The following is a 19,623-nucleotide window of genomic DNA, read 5'->3' on the forward strand; positions in this document are numbered from 1 at the left end:
GAGCCGCACCTCCACCTCGCGGCGGCGGCCGACCGGCCGCGGGCCGGATCCCCAGGACGCGGCCGGACGGCAGCCTCGAGGGGTACTCGTCCCCGCACCCGGAGGTCCCTGTGTTCGTCGCCCTGCGCGACCTGCGCCACGCCCGTGGCCGGTTCGCCCTCGTGTCCGTCGTCGTCGTCCTCGTCACGTTCCTCGTGACCTTCCTCGCCTCTCTCACCGCGGGGCTCGCTCGGGAGTCGACGTCCGTGATCACCGACCTGCCCGTCGACCACGTCGCGCTCTCGGTGCCCGACGGCGCCGCGGTCGACCTCGCCGCCTCCCAGGTGGACGCAGACGACGTCGCTGCTTGGGAGGCGCAGCCCGAGGTGACGGCCGCCGAGCCGCTCGGCATCGCCACGACGCGCGCCACGCTCGGCGCGGGGGCGGGCGGCGTCTCCGTCACCGTCCTCGGCGTGCGGCCGGGGTCGGGCCTCGTGCCGGACGGTGCGGACGTGGGTGCCGGGCGGGTGGTGCTGTCGGCCGGGGCCGCCGAGGACCTCGGTGCGCGTGGCGGCGACACCCTCGTGGTCGCGTCCCAGCACCTGCGGGTCTCGCGCGTCGTGCCGGACGACGCCTCCTACGCGCACACCCCCGTGGTCTGGACGACCCTGGACGACTGGCAGGCGGTCGGCGCCGGGCCGGCCGACGCCGGGGCCGGCGACGTCGCGACCGCCATGGCGCTCAGCGACAGCCTCGACGACGACGCCGTGGCGGCGGTCGCGGAGGCCACGGGGACCGTCGTGCTCACTCCCCGCGAGGCCCGCACGGCGGTCGGCTCCTTCGCCGCAGAGAACGGCTCGCTCACCACCATGCAGGCGTTCCTCCTGGCGATCTCCGCGCTCGTCGTCGGGGCCTTCTTCACCGTCTGGACCGTGGGGCGCAGCGGTGACGTCGCCGTCCTCAAGGCCCTCGGCGCGTCGACGGGCTACCTGCTGCGCGACGCGATCGGGCAGGCCGTCGTGGTCCTCGTGGGCGGCGTCGCCCTGGGCACCCTCCTCGCCGCCGGCTCGGCCGCGCTCCTGCCCTCGGCCGTCCCGGTGGTCGTCTCCGTCGCCACCACCGTGCTGCCCGCGGCGCTGCTCGTCGTCCTCGGTGTCGCAGGGGCAGGGCTCGCCGTCGCGCGCATCACCCGCGTCGACCCGCACGCCGCGCTCGCCGCCCGCTGACCGCTCCGCTGCCCCCTGCCCCGCAACCTCTCCGGGAGACCACCATGGACCTGCACCTCGACCGCCTCACGCTCGTCTACCCCGACGGCTCCTCGACCCTCACGGCCGTCGACGACGTCTCGCTCACGGTGCCCGCAGGCACGACGACGGCCCTCGTCGGCCCGTCCGGCTCGGGCAAGTCCAGCCTGCTCGCCGTGGCCGGAGGCCTCACCCGCCCGACGTCCGGCACCGTGACGTTCGGCGCGTGCCCCGACGCGCCCGTGCTCACCCCCACGACGACCGTCGCGGAGGCCACCCGGGTGCGGCGCGACCACGTCGGCATCGTGTTCCAGCAGCCGCAGCTGCTGCCGTCCCTGACGGCCGTCGAGCAGGTCGAGCTGCTCGCCCACCTCCGCGGCGCACGACCCTCCGCCCTGCGCGCCCGTGCCCTCGAGCTGCTCGACGCCGTCGGGCTGGCCGACCAGGCGCGGCGTCGCCCCGCACAGCTCTCGGGCGGCCAGCGTCAGCGCGTGGCGATCGCGCGCGCCCTGGCGACGACGCCGGACGTGCTGCTCGTGGACGAGCCCACCTCCGCGCTCGACCACGACCGCGGGCTGGCGGTCGTCGAGCTGGTCACCTCGCTCGGACGCGAGTGTGGCGCCGCCACCGTGCTGGTCACGCACGACGAGTCGACGCTCGGCCCGGTGGACGCCGTCGTCCGGCTCGTCGACGGCCGGGTCGACCCCGGGCGCGCGGACGCCCCCCTCGCCGCCGGGGCACCGGTGGCAGGATGAGGCGGTGCCCCTCCCCTCCGGCCCCGCACCCGGCCCGGCCCGTGAACCCGCCTCGTCACCGACGCGCACCGTCCGTGACGCCGCGGCCGGGATCGCGGTGCTCGGCGTCGCCAACTTCGTCGCGATCACGACGGAGGTGCTGCCGGTGGGCCTGCTGCCGCAGGTCGCGCGGGGCGTCGGGGTCAGCGAGTCCACGGCGGGGCTGCTGGTCACGGTGTACGCGTTCGTCGTCGCGGCGTGCGCGGTCCCGCTGACGGTCGCGACCCGGTCGCTGGCCCGCAAGCCGCTGCTGCTCGTCACCCTCGCCACCTACGCCCTGAGCAACCTGCTGGTCGCCGTGGCGCCGTCGTACGCCGTGGTGGCGGGGGCGCGGGTGCTCGGCGGGCTCGGGCACGCGGTCTTCTTCTCCGTGTCGATCGCGTACGCCGCCCGGCTGGTCAGCCCCCTCTACACGGGACGCGCGCTGACGCTCGTCACCGCCGGGGGCACCCTGGGCTTCGTGCTCGGCGTGCCTCTGTCGACGTCGCTCGGCGCCGCCGTGGGCTGGCGCTGGTCCTTCGGGGTCCTCGCGGCGGTCTGCGCCGTGACGGCGCTCCTGGTCGCGCGCCTCCTGCCGTCGGTCGCGGTCGAGACCGCCCCGCCGCGCGACGCGGCGGCCGCCCGCCAGGGGCGTGCCCGGCTCGGGCTCGTCGTCGGCACCAACACCGTCCTCTTCGGCGGGCAGTACACCGTCTACACGTACATCTCGGTGCTGCTGCTGGCCGCCGGGCTGTCGGAACCCGCCGTCGGGCCGGCGCTGCTGGTGTTCGGGGCGCTCGGTCTGGTCGGGCTGTGGGGCGCGGCCCGCTACCTCGACCACAGCCCTCGCGCCCTGACGATCGTCGCGATGGCGACGATCGCCGTCGCGCTCGTCGCACTGGCGCTCGCGCTGCCGGCCACCGCCGGGGTGCTCGTCGCGGCGGGCGTGTGGCTCGCCGCGTTCGGGGCGATCCCCGCCACCTTCCAGGCCGCGGCGCTGCGCACGCAGGGCGCGACGCCCGACATCGCGGGCGCCTTCGTGAACGCGACCTCCAACTTCGGGATCGGGCTCGGCGCAGCCGTCGGGGCCGTGGTGGTGGCCGGCCCCGGCCCCCAGGCCCTCGCGCTGACGGGCGCAGGCATCGTCGCCGTCTCCCTGGTCGCGGTGCTCGTGGCCCGCCAGGCGTTCCCCCGCCGGGCGTCGTAGCGGGACCGTCACGACGCCGTGACGCGCCCGTAGCACCGCGGTGCGACGGTGGACGCATGGACCACCCGGGCGGAGCGACGACACCTCGGCCGCCGATCGTCACCGACTACTTCGCGGCACCCAACGACGCGGTCGCCGCGACGGTGGTGCACCAGGAGGCGGGTCCCTCGGTGGTCGCGCGCGGCTCCGGGCAGCCGCTCTTCGACACGGTGCGGCTCCCCGCGGTCGAGCCGTTCGTCGTGCTCGGGCGGATCGCGGCGGCCCTCTGCGGCCGTCCCTACGCGGAGGTCACGGCACACCCGCGGCACGGCGCCGTCGTCGACGGTGCGGACGAGGGGCCGTGGGTGGTGACGGTGTCCGACGAGCTGGCCCACGCCCTCGCCGCGACGCCCCCGGAACGGCTCGCCGCCGTGGCCCGATCCCACGCGAGGCTGTCCGGCCCGGTCCCGGCCGACCTGCTCGTGCCGGCCCTCTTCGCGCTGGGTGAGCTGGCCGACCGTGCCGGTCGGGTGCGCCACGACCTCTACTGCTGGACGCGGCTGACGCCGCCCTCCAGCCGCCGTCCCGCGATGGCCGGCGCGTCCGTCAGGACGCGGCGCCCGGCGTGAACAACGACGACGCGCGGCGCAGCGCCTCGCGCGCCCGGCGCCGGTCCCCGGCCGCGTCGTAGGCGAACGCCAGCTGGTACCAGGCCTTCCAGCTCTCCGGGTCCTGCTCGACGGCGTCGCGACGCACGTCGAAAGCCGCGTCGGCCGCCGCACGGTCGATCCGGCCGCCGGGCGAGCGCGGCAGGTCGTCCACGGGCAGCTCGCCCGCCGCGGCCAGGACGTCGGCCATCTGCTGCACCCGGGTCGCCAGGCGGTACTCCCGGGCGATGAGCACGATGACCAGCAGCGGGATGACGAGCACCGCCACGCCGATGGCGACGAGCACCGGCTCGCCGACGCGGATCATCGCCACGCCGCGACCGGCGATCGCCCAGATGTACAGCGCGAGCAGCGCGGTGACGACGACCGCCCCGACCAGCCCGCGCGGCAGCCGCCGGCGCGGCGCCTCGCTCACGACAGGTCCAGCACGTTCTCGAGACCGACGGTCAGCCCGGGCCGGGACACGACCTCGCGCACGGCGAGCAGCACGCCCGGCATGAAGGAGGCCCGGTCGAACGAGTCCTGCCGGATCACCAGCTGCTCACCGACGTTGCCGAACAGGATCTCCTCGTGCGCGACGAGCCCTCGCAGCCGGACGGCGTGCACGCGTACGCCGTCGACGTCGGCCCCGCGTGCCTCGAGGCCCGACTCCGTCGCGTCCGGCATCGCCGCGAGACCCGCCTCGGCCCGGGCCCGCGCGATCGCGGCCGCCGTGTGCCGTGCGGTGCCCGACGGCGCGTCCACCTTGTCGGGGTGGTGCAGCTCCACCACCTCCGCAGACTCGAAGTAGCGCGCGGCCTTGGCCGCGAACGTCATCGCCAGCACGGCGGACAGGCCGAAGTTCGGGGCGATGAGCACGCCCAGCCCGGACTGGCCGGCGGCCTCCCGCTCCGCGTTGACGCGTCCCAGGTGCTCGGTGACGCGTCCCCGGGACTCGTCGTCCCAGCCGGTGGTGCCGACGACCACGTGGGCGCCGGCGTCCAGGACGGCGTGCACGTTGCCCTCCGTCGCCGCCGGGACGGTGAAGTCGACGACGACGTCCGCGCCGGCCAGGCCGGCGGCGTCCACGGTGTCGGTCGCGTCGAGCCGCGCGACGAGCTCGAGCCTCGCCGCCTCGTCGACGGCACGGCACACGGTGGCACCCATGCGCCCCGCGGCACCGAGCACCGCCACGCTGAGGGTCTTGCTCATGGGATCAGGTCTCCGATCTCGTTCTTCACGGTCCCGGCGGGTCGCCGGTCAGTCGCCGAACGGCCCGACGCGGACCACGGAGCGCGGGCGCGCCGCCAGGTCGGCCGCGAGCTCGCGCACGTCGTCGGCCGTCACGGCCCGGACCCGCTCGAGCGACTCCTCGAGGCTGAGGAGCTCGCCGTACACCAGCTCGGCCTTGCCCAGGCGGCTCATCCGCGACCCCGAGTCCTCGAGGCCGAGCACCAGCCCGCCCGACAGCTGGCCGATGCTGCGCTCCAGCTCGGCGGTCGTGATGGGTTCGCCCGCCATGCGCTCCAGCTCCGCGACGAGCAGCTCGGTGACCTGGTCGACCTTGGCCGGCGAGCAGCCCGCGTACAGGCCGAAGGTGCCCAGGCCGCCGTGGCCGGAGGCGAACGAGTACGTGGTGTAGGCCAGCCCGCGCCGCTCACGCACCTCCTGGAACAGGCGCGACGACATGCCGCCGCCCAGGACGGCGTTCAGCACGGACAGCGTGAAGCGACGGTCGTCCGTCGCTGCGAGCCCGGTGGACCCGATGATGACGTTGGCCTGCTCCACCTGGCGTCGCACGGTCAGCTCGACGCCTTCGACCGGGACGCCGCCCTGGTCCGCGGCCGTGGCACGCCGGGCGCGCGGCGTGGCTCCGGCGGCGAGGTCCCAGCCGCCGGAAGCGAGCGCGTCCGTGACCTGCGCGACGAGCGCGTCGTGGTCCACGCCGCCCGCCGCCGAGACGACCAGCGTCTCGGGCCGGTAGTGCCAGCGGTAGTGCTCCCAGACCGCGTCGCGCGGCACGGCGCGGATCGTGTCCGGCGTGCCGCCGATCGGGCGGCCCAGGGGGTGGGAGCCCAGCACCGCGGCGGAGAACTCCTCGTGCACGACGTCGCCCGGGTCGTCGTCGTTCATCGCGAGCTCTTCGAGGATGACGCCGCGCTCGGTCTCGAGCTCGCCCTCGTCGAGGCGGGCCGACGTCACCATGTCGGCGATCACGTCGACCGCCATGGGCAGGTCGGCGTCGAGCACGCGCGCGTAGTAGCAGGTGTGCTCCTTGCCGGTGGCGGCGTTGGCCTCGCCACCGACGGCGTCGAACGCCTCGGCGATGTCCATCGCGGACCGCCGGGGCGTCCCCTTGAACAGCAGGTGCTCGAGGAAGTGGGTCGAGCCGAAGTGCCCGTCGGTCTCGTCGCGCGAGCCCACACCGACCCAGGCGCCCACCGTCGCCGAGCGCAGGCCCGGCATCGTCTCGGTGAGCACACGAACACCGCCGGGCAGGACGGTGCGACGGATCGTCGCCCCGTCCTGCCCGGCGGTCAGGTCGGCACCGGGCTCGCCCGCGGGGACGAGCGGGAGGTGCCAGGTCATCAGAGCGTCAGGCCTCCGCGGGCGCGTCGGCGCCGGACTCGGCGGCCGGCGCGTCGTCGGCCTTCTCGTCCTCGGTGACCGCGACCAGCGACAGCTTGCCGCGCGGGTCGATCTCACCGATCTCGACCTGGACCTTCTGGCCCACGGACAGCACGTCGTCGACGTTCTCGACGCGCTTGCCGCCCACGAGCTTGCGGATCTGGCTGATGTGCAGCAGACCGTCCTTGCCCGGCGAGAGCGAGATGAACGCGCCGAACGACGTCGTCTTGACGACGGTGCCGACGAAGCGCTCGCCCACCTCGGGGACGTGCGGGTTGGCGATCGCGTTGATCGCCGCGCGGGCGGCCTCGGCCGAGGGGCCGTCGGTGGCGCCGATGTAGACGGTGCCGTCGTCCTCGATGGAGATGTCCGCGCCCGTCTCCTCCTGGATCTGGTTGATCATCTTGCCCTTGGGCCCGATGACCTCGCCGATCTTGTCGACCGGCACCTTCACCGAGATGACGCGCGGAGCGTTGGGGCTCATCTCGTCCGGGACGTCGATCGCCTCGGCGAGGACCTCCAGGATGGTCAGGCGCGCGTCGCGGGCCTGGGTCAGCGCGCCGGCCAGGACCGACGCGGGGATGCCGTCGAGCTTGGTGTCGAGCTGGATGGCCGTGACGAACTCGCTGGTACCGGCGACCTTGAAGTCCATGTCGCCGAACGCGTCCTCGGCGCCCAGGATGTCGGTCAGGGCGGCGTAGCGGGTCTCACCGTCGACCGTGTCGGAGATGAGGCCCATCGCGATGCCGGCGACCGGCGCCTTCAGGGGGACGCCCGCGTTGAGCAGCGACAGCGTCGAGGCGCAGACGGAGCCCATCGAGGTCGAGCCGTTGGAGCCCAGAGCCTCGGACACCTGGCGGATCGCGTAGGGGAACTCCTCGCGGCTCGGCAGCACGGGCACCAGGGCCCGCTCGGCGAGCGCGCCGTGCCCGATCTCGCGACGCTTCGGGCTGCCGACGCGGCCCGTCTCGCCCGTGGAGAACGGCGGGAAGTTGTAGTTGTGCATGTAGCGCTTGCGCGTGACCGGCCCGAGCGAGTCGATCTGCTGCTCCATGCGCAGCATGTTCAGCGTGGTGACGCCCAGGATCTGGGTCTCGCCGCGCTCGAACAGGGCGGAGCCGTGCACGCGCGGGATGACCTCGACCTCGGCCGACAGCGTGCGGATGTCCGCGAGCCCACGACCGTCGATGCGGACACCGTCGGTGAGGACGCGCTGGCGGATGAGCTTCTTCTGCAGGGCGCGGTACGCGGCCGACAGCTCCTTCTCGCGACCCTCGAAGGCCTGCGCCGTGAGGGCGCTGACCATGCCCGCCTTGATCTCGTCGAGGCGGTTCTCGCGGTCCTGCTTGTCGGCGATGGCGAGCGCGTCGCCCAGCGCCGGCGCGACCTCGGCCTCGACGGCGGCGAACGCGTCGTCCTGGTAGTCGAGGAAGACCGGGTACTCCTGGACCTCCTTGGCGGCCTGCGCCGCGAGCGAGGCCTGCGCCTCGCAGAGGGCCTTGAGGAACGGCTTCGACGCCTCGATGCCCTGGGCGACGACCTCCTCGGTCGGCGCGGCGACGCCCTCGCTCTTGATGAGCTTCCAGGCGTCGTCGGTGGCCTCGGCCTCGATCATCGCGATCGCGACGTCGTCCCCGACGATGCGGCCGGCCACGACCATGTTGAACACGGCACGCTCGAGGTCCGAGTACTTCGGGAACGCGACCCACTGGCCGTCGATGAGCGCGACGCGGACGCCGGCGACCGGGCCGGAGAACGGCAGGCCGGAGATCTGGGTGGACGCCGACGCGGCGTTGATCGCCAGCACGTCGTACGAGTCGTCCGGGTGGATGGCCAGGACGTCGATGACGACCTGGACCTCGTTGCGCAGGCCCTTGACGAACAGCGGGCGCAGCGGACGGTCGATGAGGCGGCAGGCGAGGATCGCCTCCGTCGAGGGGCGGCCCTCGCGGCGGAAGAACGAGCCGGGGATCTTGCCGGCGGCGTACTGCCGCTCCTCGACGTCCACCGTCAGCGGGAAGAAGTCGAACTGGTCCTTGGGGTGCTTGCCGGCCGTCGTGGCCGACAGCAGCATCGTCTCGCCGTCCAGGTACGCGGCGACGGAGCCGGCAGCCTGGCGGGCGAGGCGGCCCGTCTCGAAGCGGACGGTGCGGGTGCCGAAGCGGCCGTTGTCGATGACGGCCTCGGCGAACTGGATCTCGGGACCCTCCACGGGTGCCCTCCTTGATCTCGAGGGCGCCGCCACGGCTCGGCGGTCTTCGATCGAGGCCCACGGAGCCGGCCCGGGATCCGGGCGGTTCGGGGGGCCACTACCGAGGACCGGACGAGAATCCGGCGGCGCGGTGGTGGCGTGACGGGCGATCGCCCGTCATCGTCGGTCGGTGTCGTGTCGACCTCGTGCCGACAAGGACATCACACCAGACCAGCCCGGCCCCTGCGAGAGGGGACCGGGCTGGCAGGCGGTGTCAGCGGCGCAGGCCGAGGCGCTGGATCAGCGCGCGGTAGCGCTCGATGTCGACCTTCTGCAGGTAGCCCTGCAGGCGGCGGCGCTGGCCGACGAGGAGGAGCAGGCCACGACGCGAGTGGTGGTCGTGCTTGTGCTCCTTGAGGTGCTCGTTCAGGTCGTTGATGCGCTGGGTGAGCAGCGCGATCTGCACCTCGGGCGAGCCGGTGTCGCCCTCGTGAGTGGCGTACTCGGTGATGATGGACTGCTTGGTGGCAGCGTCGAGCGGCATGGCTCTCCTTCGGTGTCGTTGCGCGGTGCTCCGGGACTCGTTCACCGGGGCGCTCTGGATCCGCGGCCGTTCGTACGGCCCCACCATGCTACCAGCGCGCCGCCCGCCGGGCTCCGGCGGGCGGCGCGACGTGGGCCACGACACAGCGGGGAGGGCTCAGTCGCCGTCGTGCCCCGCCGGACGCCCGTCGACCTGACGGAACGTGGTGCCGTCGTCGAGGGTCAGGACTCCCGCGAAACGGAGCAGGTCGCCGATCGTCGTGATCATCCTCCCGCCGTCGATGCGCACGCCCTGCGACGGGTTCCACCCGGTGCTGAGGAACGAGTCCGGGTCCGCCTTCAGCAGGTAGACGAAGGTCTCGCACAGGATGCGGCTGCCGACGTCGCCCAGGAAGTTGCCGTTCCCCTGGATCTCCGCCTCCTTGAGGACGTAGTACCACAGGGGCGTGCCGTCGAGCTCCGCCAGCGCGTCCTTGACCCCCTGGGAGGCGCCGCGCGCGAGCTGCTCGGGCGTGAGCGGCGGGACGTGCAGGGCTCGCGCCACCGCCTCGCCCGTCGGCAGCGACAACCAGTACCCGCGCAGCAGGTTGCGCTGCGCGAGCTGCTTGAGCAGCGCGCTGACGCCGGGCGGCAGGCCCGGGTCGTTGCCCTCCTTGAGCATGGTGGACAGCCCGGCGGCCAGGAACGGGTCGATCTTCGCCGCCGAGCGCCGCCGGTCGGGGTCCCCCTTGTCGACGAACCGCGCCCAGTCGATCGGCCAGTTCGACGGCAGGACCTCGCCGCGCGGCGCACCGGTCGGGACCAGGCCGCCTCCCCCGGTGAACTCGAACAGCTGCACGAGGCTCCCGAACGCGGCCCGGGGAGGCGCCGCCGCCGGCACCACCTTGCCGAAGTTGAGGTTGAAGTCGTAGCCGTTGCGCACCATCGAGTGCCCGAAGCGGAACGCCGCGACGGCGAACTCGAGGGGCATCGCGACCTTGCGCCGGGGCCGGAACAGCAGCGACGGCTCCACGAGGACCTCGTCGAGCACCCCCGGCTTGGTGAGGGTGCGCAGGTAGTCGTGGACGACGAGCCACTGGTAGTGGTGCTGGGTGAGCCGCTGCGCCCGGTCGAAGACGGCCCGCTCGTCGACGGTGAGCCACGGCTCGGTGCGGCGGACCCAGTCGACCACCGCGTTGTGGAACCGGATGAACCCCAGGTGGAGCTGGGCGACGACGAGGTTCTCGTCGTTGCGGCCGTCCGGGATCTTCGCGGAGCCGGGCGCAGGCCGGTCCGCCGGCGGGACGGTGAGCGCCGCGACCTCCGCGGACGAGAACCGCGGCAGGTCCCGCTGCGGGTCGTCGCCCGGGGGGACGAGCGCGAAGCCGGGGATCGCCGCGGTCGCCACCCGTCCGAGCGCGAGCTTGGCCGGGTCGGTCGTGGCGTAGGCGGCCTCGCTGCGCGTGGTCCGCCGGCCCGGCTCGCCGGGGAACCGCGGCCCGCTGCCGTACAGGCTGTCGAGGTTGAGGAAGGGGTGCCGCCCGTTGTGCAGGCTGCGGACCACCACCTCGGGCGGGAACGCCGTGAAGGGCTCGGCGACGATGTCCCCCAGCACGAGGTCGCCGGGCCGGGGCCGCTCCCCCGGCGCGGGCCGCTCGTCCGGTCCGTTCGTGTTGAGGGTGATGTCGTGGTCGATGAACTGGCCCCAGTACGTGTAGACCGCCGGGATCGTGGAGTCCAGCGCAGGGTTCGGCGGCCCGGGCGGCTCGATCATCCCCGCGCCGAGCTTCTTCAGGGCCGCGACGACCGTGTCCACCGTGGCGTTCCTGATCGGGCCGTCCGGCGGGGTGCCGCCGGAGGTGACCGGCAGGTGCGCCGCGGGGAAGTGCCCACGCAGGTCACGGAAGAGGTAGTCGAACGAGGTCGTCGCCTCGAACCGCTCCTCCACGATGTCCCGCAGCACCGCGAGCTCCGTCTCGTGCAGCAGCGGCGCCGGCGACGACCCCGGGTCGGCGTCCGGCCGCGGACGCGGCCGGGGGTGTGGTCGGACCTGGCCGCCGTGGCGCACGCTGCGCACGGTGCGGCCGACGGGGTCCGCATGGACGTCACGCCCGGGCTCGGGCGCTTCCTGCTCGATGGTCGGCTGAGCCACCATGGCTCTGCCCCTTCCGGGAGACGCGGGCTCCGGGCGCGCGCTGGCCCGGCGCAGGGGCACGCCCCGGGCCGCCGAGGGAGGCGGCCCGGAGCCGTGCTGCGACGCAGGCACCACCATGGAGCTGGGGAGGGCGGTACCCACGCCGCGACGGGGCCGTGAGGTCGCCCCCTGGCCCACGGCCGGGCGTCGCCCGGTCCGTCACGCCAGGAGGGAGGGCCCACGTCGGGGCCCGTGACCGACCGCGCGCGCTTTCACCCGCTCCCCCGTGCCCGGGCGCGGTCCCGACGTCAGCCCAGGATCTCGCGCGCCCGCTCGACGTCGGCGTGCATCTGCTCGACGAGCGGCTCGATCCCCTCGAAGCGGAGCGTCGGGCGCAGCCGTTCGACGAGCTCGAGCACCACGGTCTCGCCGTACAGGTCCAGGTCGTCGCGGTCGAGGACGTACGCCTCGACGCGCCGCTCGACGCCGTCGAAGGTCGGGTTGGTGCCCACGGAGATCGCGGCGGGCAGGTCGGCGTCCGGGTCGGGCGGCACGGCGGCGGCGAGCTGAGGTCGCAGGAGCCGCCCGGCGTACACGCCGTCCGCGGGCACCATGCCCTCGGCGTGGCCGAGGTTCGCCGTCGGGAAGCCGAGCTCGCGCCCGCGGGCGTCGCCGTGCACGACCGTGCCGCGCACGCGGTGCGGCCGGCCCAGCACCTCGGCCGCCTGGGCCACGTCACCCTCGGCCAGCAGCGCGCGCGCCGCCGACGAGGACCAGCGCTCGCGCGCGCCTCGGGCGCCCGGCGCGCACTCGCCGACGTCGTCGACGGCGACGACCTCGAAGCCGTGCGTGCCGCCGAGCTCCACCATCGTGGCCAGCGTGCCGACGTTGCCCTTGCCGAAGCGCACGTCGTGGCCCACGACGACGCTGCGCGCCCCCAGCCCGCCGGTGAGGTACCGGGTGACGAACTCCTCGGGCGTGAGCGCGGCGAGATCGAGGGTGTAGGGCACCACGAGGACGGCGTCGACACCCGTGCGGCTCAGCAGGTCGAGACGGTCGTGCAGGCCGGTCAGCAGCTCGGGGGCGGTGTCCGGGCGGTGCACCCGGGCGGGGTGCGGGTCGAAGGTGAGCGCCACGGCGAGACGGCCGTCGGCGCGGGCGAGGTCGACCAGACGACCCAGGACGGCCTGGTGGCCGCGATGGACGCCGTCGAAGTTGCCGATCGTGACGACCGACGGGCCGAACCCGTCGGGGACCTGGTCCAGGCCCGTGAACACCTGCACGCGTCGCGCTCCGTCTCGTCGATGGTCGGCCGTCGGAACCCGCTCCGGGTGCCGACCGTCAAGGATAGACCGACACCACCCGCACGGACGGACCCACCCGGGCTCAGCGCGGCAGCACGGCCGCGGCGGACCGGAGGTACCGGTCGGGGTCGAAGTCGTCGAGCATGGCGCGCTGCACGAGGTAGCCCTGCGCCAGGCCCAGCATCACGGGCAGCAGCAGCTCGGCCGCGGCGTCCGGGTCGCCCGCGCACAGGTCCGGGCGGGTGGCGTACCACGCGCGCAGCGCGCCGTGGAGGACACCCTGGATCGCCGAGACGACCTCCTGGACGACGTCGTGGATCATCTCGTCCACCGTCGACTCCGCCCAGAGCTGCACGATCACCCGGTTGTCCTGGATGTCGCGCGTCATGCCGCCCATCAGGAGGGTCAGCACCTCGACGGGCGACGGCGGGACCCCGTCGCGAGCGGCGGCCTCGAGCTCGGTGCCGCGGCGGGACAGCACCTCCTCCGCGACAGCGGCGAACAGCGCGCGCTTGCCCTCGTAGTGACCGTAGATCGCGCCGGCGGACAGACCCGACTCGGCGACGACGTCCGAGATGGACGCCCGCTGGTAGCCCTTGGCCGTGAAAGCGCGCAGGGCGGCGGCACGGATCTGCGCGCGGCGCGCGTCCCGGTGCGCCTCGGTCACTCGCGGCATCGGACCCCTTCCTCAGGACGACGGCGGACGGTTGACAAGTCTAGGGACCAGGGCGCAGTCTCTCTATAAAGAACGAACATTCGTTTTTTATGACTCTACGCCCTGGAGGCCTCATGCCGCCCACCACCGCCCCTGCCACCGCGCCCCGCGCCGCAGCACCTCGGCCCACGCCCCACACCCCGTGGGGCCGCGTCCTGGGCCTCGCTCTCGGTGTCGCCGCCGTCGTCGGCGTGCTCGTCCTCGCCTTCTCCTGGCCGGCGGTCACGGCCGAGCCGAAGGACGTCCCCGTCGCCGTCGCCGGACCGGAGCAGGCAGTCGCCGCGCTCGGCGCCACCTTCGAGGAGACGCAGCCCGGCGTCGTCGACCTGCTGCCGGTGGACGACCGCGACGCCGCGGTGGCCGCAGTCGAGTCCCGCGACGCCTACGGCGCGATCGTGCTCGGCGACGCGCCCGAGGTGCTCACCGCCTCGGCCGCGAGCCCCGTGACGAACCAGCTCCTCACCGCGGCCGCGAGCCGGCTGCAGGCCGGGCTGACCCAGCAGGCGGTCGCGAGCGGGGCGGACCCGTCCGTCGTGCCCACGGTCACGGTGACCGACGTCGTACCCCTGTCGCCCGACGACCCGCGCGGCACCGGGCTCGCCGCAGCGCTCTTCCCGCTCGTGCTCGGCGGGATCGCCGGCGGTGTCGGCATCTCGCTCCTCGTCGTGGGCGCGATGCGCCGCGTGCTCGCGGTGGCCGTGTACGCCGTCGTGGGCGGCGTCGTCCTCGTCACGATCCTGCAGTCGTGGTTCGGTGCGCTGCAGGGCGCCTGGTGGGCCAACGCCGGCGCCGGCGCACTGGCGCTGGCGGCCGTGGCCGCGCCGATCACCGGGTTCGTGGCCCTGCTGGGGCGGGCGGGGATCGCGGTCGGCGCCGTCACGATGATGCTGATCGCGAACCCGATCTCCGGCGCCACCATGCCGCCCGAGTTCCTCCCGTGGCACTGGGGGGCGATCGGCCAGTGGTTCCCGCCCGGCGCCGGCGCCACCCTGCTGCGCGACCTCTCCTACTTCCCGTCCGCCGACGTCGCGCAGGCGTGGCTCGCCCTCGGGCTGTGGGTGGCGGCCGGTGTCGCGCTCTCGCTCGTGGGGCACCTGCGCACCGCCGGCGGCGTCGAGCCGGACGCCGAGGCCGCCCGCGACGAGGAGCTGGAGCGCGCCGCCCGCCACGGCGCGCCCGTCCTGCAGGGCTGACGTCCTCTCGTCAGCCCCCCGCCGGGGCGAGGACCAGGACGGGCTTCGCCAGGTCCTCGCCCCGGCGCCGCGTGTCCTCCAGGAGCGCGACGAGCGCGCCGTCCGGCCCGATCGCCGCCACGGTCCCCCGCACGCCGGTGGGCGCCACCCACTGCCCGTACCCGAGGGCGCGCGCCTCGTCGGCGCCGAGGTCGCGCACGGGGAAGGTGGCACGGGCCGCGTCCGCGAGCGGCAGCGTCGCGAGGACGCCGTCGGAGTCCGCCTGCGCCTCCAGCTCCTCCAGCGTGCTGGCGCCCGACAGCGCGTACCCGCCCACCCGGGTACGGCGCAGGGCGGTGAGGTGCCCACCCGTGCCGAGGGCCGCGCCGAGGTCGCGTGCCAGCGCGCGCACGTACGTCCCCGAGGACACGACGACGGTGACGTCGACGTCGAGGACCGCGACACCTTCGTCCGTCGTCGCCGCACGGGAGCCGAGCACCTCGAAGCGGCTCACCCTGACCGGCCGTGCGTCGAGGACCACGTCCTCCCCCGCCCGGGCGCGCGCGTAGGCGCGCTTCCCGTCGACCTTGATGGCGCTCACCGTGGTGGGCACCTGGCGGATGTCGCCGGTCAGGGCCGCGAGCTCCCGCGACAGGTCGTCCTCGGGCACGCCCGAGCCGACCCCCGCTGCCGCGACGACCTCGCCCTCGGCGTCGTCCGTCGTGGTCGCGACCCCGAGCCGGATCGTGGCGTCGTAGGCCTTGTCGGCCCCCACCACGTAGGTGAGCAGCTTCGTGGCACGTCCTACCCCGACGACGAGCACGCCTGTCGCCATCGGGTCCAGCGTGCCGGCGTGGCCGACCTTGCGCGTGCCCGCCAGGCGGCGGCACCTCCCGACCACGTCGTGGCTCGTCCAGCCGGCAGGCTTGTCGACGACGAGGAACCCGTCGGGCGCGGTCGGGCGGCGGGGTGGCGGCGCGGGGCGCTCGGTCGCGGTCATCGGGTCTCCGTGGTGGTCGTGGGTCAAGCGCGGGCGGCGTCGAGACGGCTCTTGGTGAGGACCGCACGCAGCTCGACGCCCAGGTCCGCCAGCGGCGAGGTCCCGGCCGGGCTACGGTCGATCGCGCACACCACCGTCTCGACGACGGCTCCCTCGGCGCGCAGGGCCAGCGTCGCGTCGCGGACCGCGCCGCCCGTCGTCACGACGTCCTCGACGAGCGTCACGCGGCGGCCGGCGACCGCCGGCCCCTCCGCGAGCTTCGCCGTGCCGTAGCGCTTGGCCTCCTTGCGCACGAACAGCGCAGGGTGGCCGGTCAGGGAGCTGAGGACGGTCACGAGGGGCACCCCGCCGAGCTCCAGCCCTCCGAGCAGGTCCGTGTCCGCGGGCACCAGGGGCATCAGCTGCGCCGCTACGCGGGCGAGCAGCGCCGGGTCCGACTCGAACAGATACTTGTCGAAGTACTCGGACGCCACCTGCCCGCTGCGCAGGGTGAACGTCCCGGTGAGCCGGCAGGCCCGGTGGACGTCGCGGGCCAGGTCAGGGTCCTCACCGTGCACGGTCATGACCCCATCCTGGCCCACGGCGCCGGCAGGTCAGGACTCGGCGTCCTCGTCGTCCTCGTGCGGCTTGCGGTACGGGTCGGACTCGCCGGCGAACCCCTTGCCCTCGCGCAGCGCCGCGAGCTCGGCGTCGCGCCGGCGCGCCTCCAGGAGGGCGGCGTCCAGGTGCGCGGCGTTCTCCGGCATCGAGTCCAGGAAGAACTCGATCGTCGGCGTGAGCCGGACGCCGGTCTGCTTGCCCACCTCCGAGCGGATCACACCCTTGGCGCTCTCCAGCGCCGCGGCGGTGCCGCTGCGCTCCTCGTCGGTGCCGAGCACCGTGTAGAACACCGAGGCGTTCTGCAGGTCGCCCGTGACGCGCACGTCGGTCACGGTGACGAACCCGAGGCGCGGGTCCTTGATCCGGGTGTCGAGCAGCTGCGCGACGATCTCCTTGATGCGGTCCGCCAGCTTGCGGGCGCGCGGGTTCTCCGGCCTGTCGGCCTTCTGACCAGGCATGCGTGTGTCTCTCTTTCTCGACGCCGACGGCGCCCCGCCCCCGCCCGTGCTCGTGTCGAGGCTGGGTGGGGCGAGGCGCCGTCGGGCTGTACCTTGCGGCGCGACGATCAGGCGCGCGGCTTCTCGCGCATCTCGAAGGTCTCGATGATGTCACCCTCGGTGATGTCGTTGAACGACCCGAGGCCGATACCGCACTCGAAGCCCTCGCGGACCTCGGTGACGTCGTCCTTCTCGCGACGCAGCGACTCGATCGTGAGGTCGTCCCCGACGATCTTGCCGCCACGCAGGACGCGCGCCTTGGTGTTGCGGCGGATGGTGCCCGACCGGATGATCGAGCCCGCGATGTTGCCGAACTTCGAGGAACGGAAGACCTGGCGGATCTCCGCGGTGCCCAGCTGGGCCTCCTCGTACTCCGGCTTGAGCATGCCCTTGAGCGCTGCCTCGACGTCCTCGATCGCCTGGTAGATGACCGAGTAGAACTTGACCTCGACGCCCTCGCGGTCCGCGAGGTCCTCGACACGCTCACCGAACTTCACGTTGAAGCCGATGATGATCGCGTTGTCGACCGTGGCCAGGTTGACGTCGTTCTGCGTGATCGCACCGACACCGCGGTGGATGACGCGCAGCTCGACCTCGTCGCCGACGTCGATCTTGAGCAGCGCGTCCTCCAGCGCCTCGACGGCACCGGAGACGTCGCCCTTGAGGACCAGGTTGAGGGTCTCGACCTTGCCCTGCTCGAGCGCCTTGGTGAAGTCCTCCAGGCTGATGCGCTTGCGGCGCTTGGCGAGGAGGGCCGCACGCTCGGCGGCCTCGCGCTTCTCGGCGATCTGACGCGCGGTGCGCTCGTCCGGCGCCACCAGGAAGGTGTCGCCGGCGCTCGGCACGGACGCGAGGCCGAGCACGAGCACCGGACGTGCCGGGCCTGCCTCGGTCACGGCGTTGCCGTGCTCGTCGAACATGGCGCGCACGCGGCCGTGGGCCGTGCCCGCGACGATCGCGTCACCGACCTGCAGGGTGCCCGACTGGACGAGGACGGTCGCGACGGCGCCGCGGCCCTTGTCGAGGTTGGCCTCGATGGCCACGCCTCGGGCGTCCTTGTCCGGGTTCGCCCGGAGGTCCAGCGAGGCGTCCGCGGTGAGCAGGACGGCCTCGAGGAGCTGGTCGATGCCCTGGTTCTGCTTGGCGGAGACGTCGACGAACATCGTGTCGCCGCCGTACTCCTCGGCCACCAGGTTGTACTCGGTGAGCTGCTGGCGGATCTTGTCGGGGTTGGCCCCCTCCTTGTCCACCTTGTTCACCGCGACCACGATCGGCACGTTCGCCGCCTGGGCGTGGTTGAGCGCCTCCACCGTCTGCGGCATGACGCCGTCGTCGGCGGCGACCACGAGGATCGCGATGTCCGTCACCTGGGCACCACGGGCACGCATGGCGGTGAACGCCTCGTGACCCGGGGTGTCGATGAAGGTGATCGGGCGGTCGATGCCCTCGTGCTCACGACGCACCTGGTAGGCGCCGATGTGCTGGGTGATGCCGCCGGCCTCGCCCGAGACGACGTCGGTCTGGCGGATCGCGTCGAGAAGACGCGTCTTGCCGTGGTCGACGTGACCCATGACGGTGACGACGGGCGGACGCGCCATGAGGTCCTCGTCCGACTCGTCGGCCTCCTCGGCCTCCAGGTCGATGTCGAAGGACCCGAGCAGCTCGCGGTCCTCCTCCTCGGCCGACACCATCTCGATGACGTAGCCGAGCTCGGACGCCAGGGTGCCGAACGTGTCCTCGTCCAGCGACTGCGTCGCGGTCGCCATCTCACCGAGGTGGAACAGCACCGTGACCAGGCTGGCGGGGTTGGCGTCGATCTTGTCGGCGAAGTCGTTCAGGGACGAGCCGTGCCGCAGGCGGACGACGGTCGAGCCGTTGCCGCGAGGGACCTGCACGCCGCCGAGCGACGGCGCCTGCATCTGCTCGAACTCCTGGCGCTTCGCGCGCTTCGACTTCCGCCCGCGCACGGGGCGCCCGCCGGCGCGACCGAACGCACCCTGCGTGGAGCCACGACCGGCACCGCCGCGACCGCCGGGACGGCCGGCGAAACCGCCGCCACCACCCGGACGGAAACCGCCGCCACCACCGGCGTTGCCGCCGGGGCCGCCACCACGACCGCCGCCACGACCGCCGCCCGAGGGCGCCGGGCGCTCGCCCGGACGCGGCATGGAGGTACGGCCCGGCATCATGCCCGGGTTCGGACGCGCGCCGCCGCCGGGGCGGGGCGCCGCCGGACGCGGGCCGCCGGGGCGGGGACCGCCCGGACGGGGACCGCCAGGACGCTCGCCCGAGCGCTCGGGCGCGGCCTCGCCGCGGTCCGGGCGCTGGCCGGGGCGCGGCATGCCCTGGCTCGACGCGAACGGGTTGTTGCCCGGGCGCGGGGCACCGCCACCGGGGCGCTGCCCCTGGCGGGGCATGCCCTGGCTCGAGGCGAACGGGTTGTTGCCGGGGCGCGGCGAACGGCCACCCTTGCCGTCGCGGCTGTCGCGGCCGTCGCGGCCGTCTCGGCCGTCACGCTGCTCGCGCGCGGCGGGCGCCGGCTTCGGCGCCGCGGGGCGCGGACCGGGGGTCGGTGCGCCGGGGCGCGCGCCGGACGGCTTCTCCGGGGCGGGCTCGGCGGTCGCGGCCGGCGTCGCGTCCGCGACCGGGGCGGCAGGCGCCTCGGCTGCGGGCGCGGGGGTCGCCTTCGGGGCAGGCTTGGGGGCCGGCTTCGCCGGGGCGGACTTCTGCTCGGCGCGCGGCGCCGCCGCCTTCGGCTCGGCAGCCTTGGCCCCCGAGGACGCGGGGGCCGCGTCCTGGTACTTGCTGCGCATGGCTCGCTCGACCGGTGCCTCGAGCGTCGAGGACGCCGACCGGACGAACTCGCCCGCCGACTTCAGGTCGGCGAGCAGGGTCTTGCTCTCCACCCCGAGCTGCTTGGCCAGCTCGTGTACGCGGATCTTCGCCACAACTCTCCTGTCTCGGCCCTCCTGCGAGACAGGGAGGACCGTCGTTAGTACTGAGTACTCATCGCACGGAACTCATCGGGTGC

Annotated in this window: 17 protein-coding genes; 5 read left to right on the forward strand and 12 right to left on the reverse strand. The window is 74.2% G+C overall.

The genetic code is table 11. The features are described from left to right. Positions 1-110: 110 nt before the first annotated feature. The 4 genes from ACWGKI_RS08440 to ACWGKI_RS08455 are packed head-to-tail and all read left to right on the forward strand — an operon-like array spanning position 111 to position 3,811. Complete coding sequence (locus tag ACWGKI_RS08440) at positions 111-1,205, forward strand: FtsX-like permease family protein (protein WP_452186207.1); 1,095 nt, start codon at positions 111-113, stop codon at positions 1,203-1,205. A 44-nt stretch (positions 1,206-1,249) separates the two neighbouring features. Further along, complete coding sequence (locus tag ACWGKI_RS08445) at positions 1,250-1,978, forward strand: ABC transporter ATP-binding protein (RefSeq protein ID WP_452186209.1); 729 nt, start codon at positions 1,250-1,252, stop codon at positions 1,976-1,978. A 4-nt stretch (positions 1,979-1,982) separates the two neighbouring features. After that, on the forward strand, positions 1,983-3,203 hold the full coding sequence (locus ACWGKI_RS08450) for an MFS transporter (protein ID WP_452186210.1): 1,221 nt from the start codon (positions 1,983-1,985) through the stop codon (positions 3,201-3,203). Positions 3,204-3,259: 56 nt separating this feature from the next. Continuing rightward, entirely contained in the window at positions 3,260-3,811 is a 552-nt protein-coding gene (locus tag ACWGKI_RS08455) for a hypothetical protein (RefSeq protein WP_452186212.1), read from the forward strand. Here ACWGKI_RS08455 and ACWGKI_RS08460 read toward each other — a convergent pair. The 8 genes from ACWGKI_RS08460 to ACWGKI_RS08495 form a co-directional block, all read right to left on the reverse strand. Further along, positions 3,789-4,265, reverse strand: a complete 477-nt coding sequence (locus ACWGKI_RS08460) for a tetratricopeptide repeat protein (RefSeq protein ID WP_380243825.1) — start codon at positions 4,263-4,265, stop codon at positions 3,789-3,791. The genes ACWGKI_RS08455 and ACWGKI_RS08460 overlap by 23 nt on opposite strands. After that, positions 4,262-5,041 (reverse strand): 4-hydroxy-tetrahydrodipicolinate reductase, encoded by a 780-nt coding sequence (gene dapB / locus ACWGKI_RS08465; RefSeq protein WP_452186214.1) that lies wholly within the window; start codon positions 5,039-5,041, stop codon positions 4,262-4,264. Before dapB ends, ACWGKI_RS08460 begins: the two co-directional genes overlap by 4 nt. 48 nt (positions 5,042-5,089) lie before the next feature. Beyond that, positions 5,090-6,418 (reverse strand): M16 family metallopeptidase, encoded by a 1,329-nt coding sequence (locus ACWGKI_RS08470; protein ID WP_452186216.1) that lies wholly within the window; start codon positions 6,416-6,418, stop codon positions 5,090-5,092. Positions 6,419-6,425: 7 nt separating this feature from the next. Next, a complete protein-coding gene (locus tag ACWGKI_RS08475) occupies positions 6,426-8,669 on the reverse strand; it encodes a polyribonucleotide nucleotidyltransferase (protein ID WP_380243828.1) in 2,244 nt (747 codons plus the stop codon). Between the two features lie 253 nt (positions 8,670-8,922). Beyond that, on the reverse strand, positions 8,923-9,192 hold the full coding sequence (rpsO, locus tag ACWGKI_RS08480; RefSeq protein ID WP_380243829.1) for a 30S ribosomal protein S15: 270 nt from the start codon (positions 9,190-9,192) through the stop codon (positions 8,923-8,925). A gap of 156 nt (positions 9,193-9,348) precedes the next feature. Continuing rightward, complete coding sequence (locus ACWGKI_RS08485) at positions 9,349-11,325, reverse strand: peroxidase family protein (protein ID WP_452186219.1); 1,977 nt, start codon at positions 11,323-11,325, stop codon at positions 9,349-9,351. A 287-nt stretch (positions 11,326-11,612) separates the two neighbouring features. Beyond that, complete coding sequence (locus ACWGKI_RS08490; protein ID WP_380244823.1) at positions 11,613-12,587, reverse strand: bifunctional riboflavin kinase/FAD synthetase; 975 nt, start codon at positions 12,585-12,587, stop codon at positions 11,613-11,615. A 103-nt stretch (positions 12,588-12,690) separates the two neighbouring features. Then, a complete protein-coding gene (locus ACWGKI_RS08495; protein WP_452186221.1) occupies positions 12,691-13,284 on the reverse strand; it encodes a TetR/AcrR family transcriptional regulator in 594 nt (197 codons plus the stop codon). A gap of 113 nt (positions 13,285-13,397) precedes the next feature. Between ACWGKI_RS08495 and ACWGKI_RS08500 the strand changes: the two genes are divergently transcribed. Continuing rightward, on the forward strand, positions 13,398-14,516 hold the full coding sequence (locus ACWGKI_RS08500) for a hypothetical protein (RefSeq protein WP_452186223.1): 1,119 nt from the start codon (positions 13,398-13,400) through the stop codon (positions 14,514-14,516). Positions 14,517-14,526: 10 nt separating this feature from the next. On the opposite strand, the gene truB is transcribed toward ACWGKI_RS08500, so the two are convergent. The 4 genes from truB to infB all read right to left on the reverse strand — a co-directional run bounded on the left by truB (position 14,527) and on the right by infB (position 19,540). Then, complete coding sequence (gene truB, locus ACWGKI_RS08505) at positions 14,527-15,495, reverse strand: tRNA pseudouridine(55) synthase TruB (protein WP_452186225.1); 969 nt, start codon at positions 15,493-15,495, stop codon at positions 14,527-14,529. A 23-nt stretch (positions 15,496-15,518) separates the two neighbouring features. Continuing rightward, positions 15,519-16,058 carry an orotate phosphoribosyltransferase gene (pyrE, locus tag ACWGKI_RS08510; RefSeq protein ID WP_452186227.1) on the reverse strand — a complete coding sequence of 180 codons (540 nt, stop codon included), beginning with the start codon at positions 16,056-16,058 and terminating at the stop codon, positions 15,519-15,521. A 30-nt stretch (positions 16,059-16,088) separates the two neighbouring features. Next, a complete protein-coding gene (rbfA, locus tag ACWGKI_RS08515) occupies positions 16,089-16,553 on the reverse strand; it encodes a 30S ribosome-binding factor RbfA (protein ID WP_452186229.1) in 465 nt (154 codons plus the stop codon). Positions 16,554-16,660: 107 nt separating this feature from the next. Beyond that, positions 16,661-19,540 carry a translation initiation factor IF-2 gene (gene infB / locus ACWGKI_RS08520; RefSeq protein WP_452186230.1) on the reverse strand — a complete coding sequence of 960 codons (2,880 nt, stop codon included), beginning with the start codon at positions 19,538-19,540 and terminating at the stop codon, positions 16,661-16,663. Positions 19,541-19,623: the final 83 nt, after the last annotated feature.

This window comes from Isoptericola sp. NPDC055881 (assembly GCF_053615895.1).

What these genes read in the sequence shown, in the direction of transcription:
- ACWGKI_RS08445 (WP_452186209.1), top strand. Translation starts at nt 1,250, where the DNA reads ATGGACCTGCACCTCGACCGCCTCACGCTCGTCTACCCCGACGGCTCC.
- ACWGKI_RS08455 (WP_452186212.1), top strand. Translation starts at nt 3,260, where the DNA reads ATGGACCACCCGGGCGGAGCGACGACACCTCGGCCGCCGATCGTCACC.
- dapB (WP_452186214.1), bottom strand. Translation starts at nt 5,041, where the DNA reads ATGAGCAAGACCCTCAGCGTGGCGGTGCTCGGTGCCGCGGGGCGCATG.
- ACWGKI_RS08470 (WP_452186216.1), bottom strand. Translation starts at nt 6,418, where the DNA reads ATGACCTGGCACCTCCCGCTCGTCCCCGCGGGCGAGCCCGGTGCCGAC.
- rpsO (WP_380243829.1), bottom strand. Translation starts at nt 9,192, where the DNA reads ATGCCGCTCGACGCTGCCACCAAGCAGTCCATCATCACCGAGTACGCC.
- ACWGKI_RS08485 (WP_452186219.1), bottom strand. Translation starts at nt 11,325, where the DNA reads ATGGTGGCTCAGCCGACCATCGAGCAGGAAGCGCCCGAGCCCGGGCGT.
- ACWGKI_RS08495 (WP_452186221.1), bottom strand. Translation starts at nt 13,284, where the DNA reads ATGCCGCGAGTGACCGAGGCGCACCGGGACGCGCGCCGCGCGCAGATC.
- ACWGKI_RS08500 (WP_452186223.1), top strand. Translation starts at nt 13,398, where the DNA reads ATGCCGCCCACCACCGCCCCTGCCACCGCGCCCCGCGCCGCAGCACCT.
- truB (WP_452186225.1), bottom strand. Translation starts at nt 15,495, where the DNA reads ATGACCGCGACCGAGCGCCCCGCGCCGCCACCCCGCCGCCCGACCGCG.
- pyrE (WP_452186227.1), bottom strand. Translation starts at nt 16,058, where the DNA reads ATGACCGTGCACGGTGAGGACCCTGACCTGGCCCGCGACGTCCACCGG.
- rbfA (WP_452186229.1), bottom strand. Translation starts at nt 16,553, where the DNA reads ATGCCTGGTCAGAAGGCCGACAGGCCGGAGAACCCGCGCGCCCGCAAG.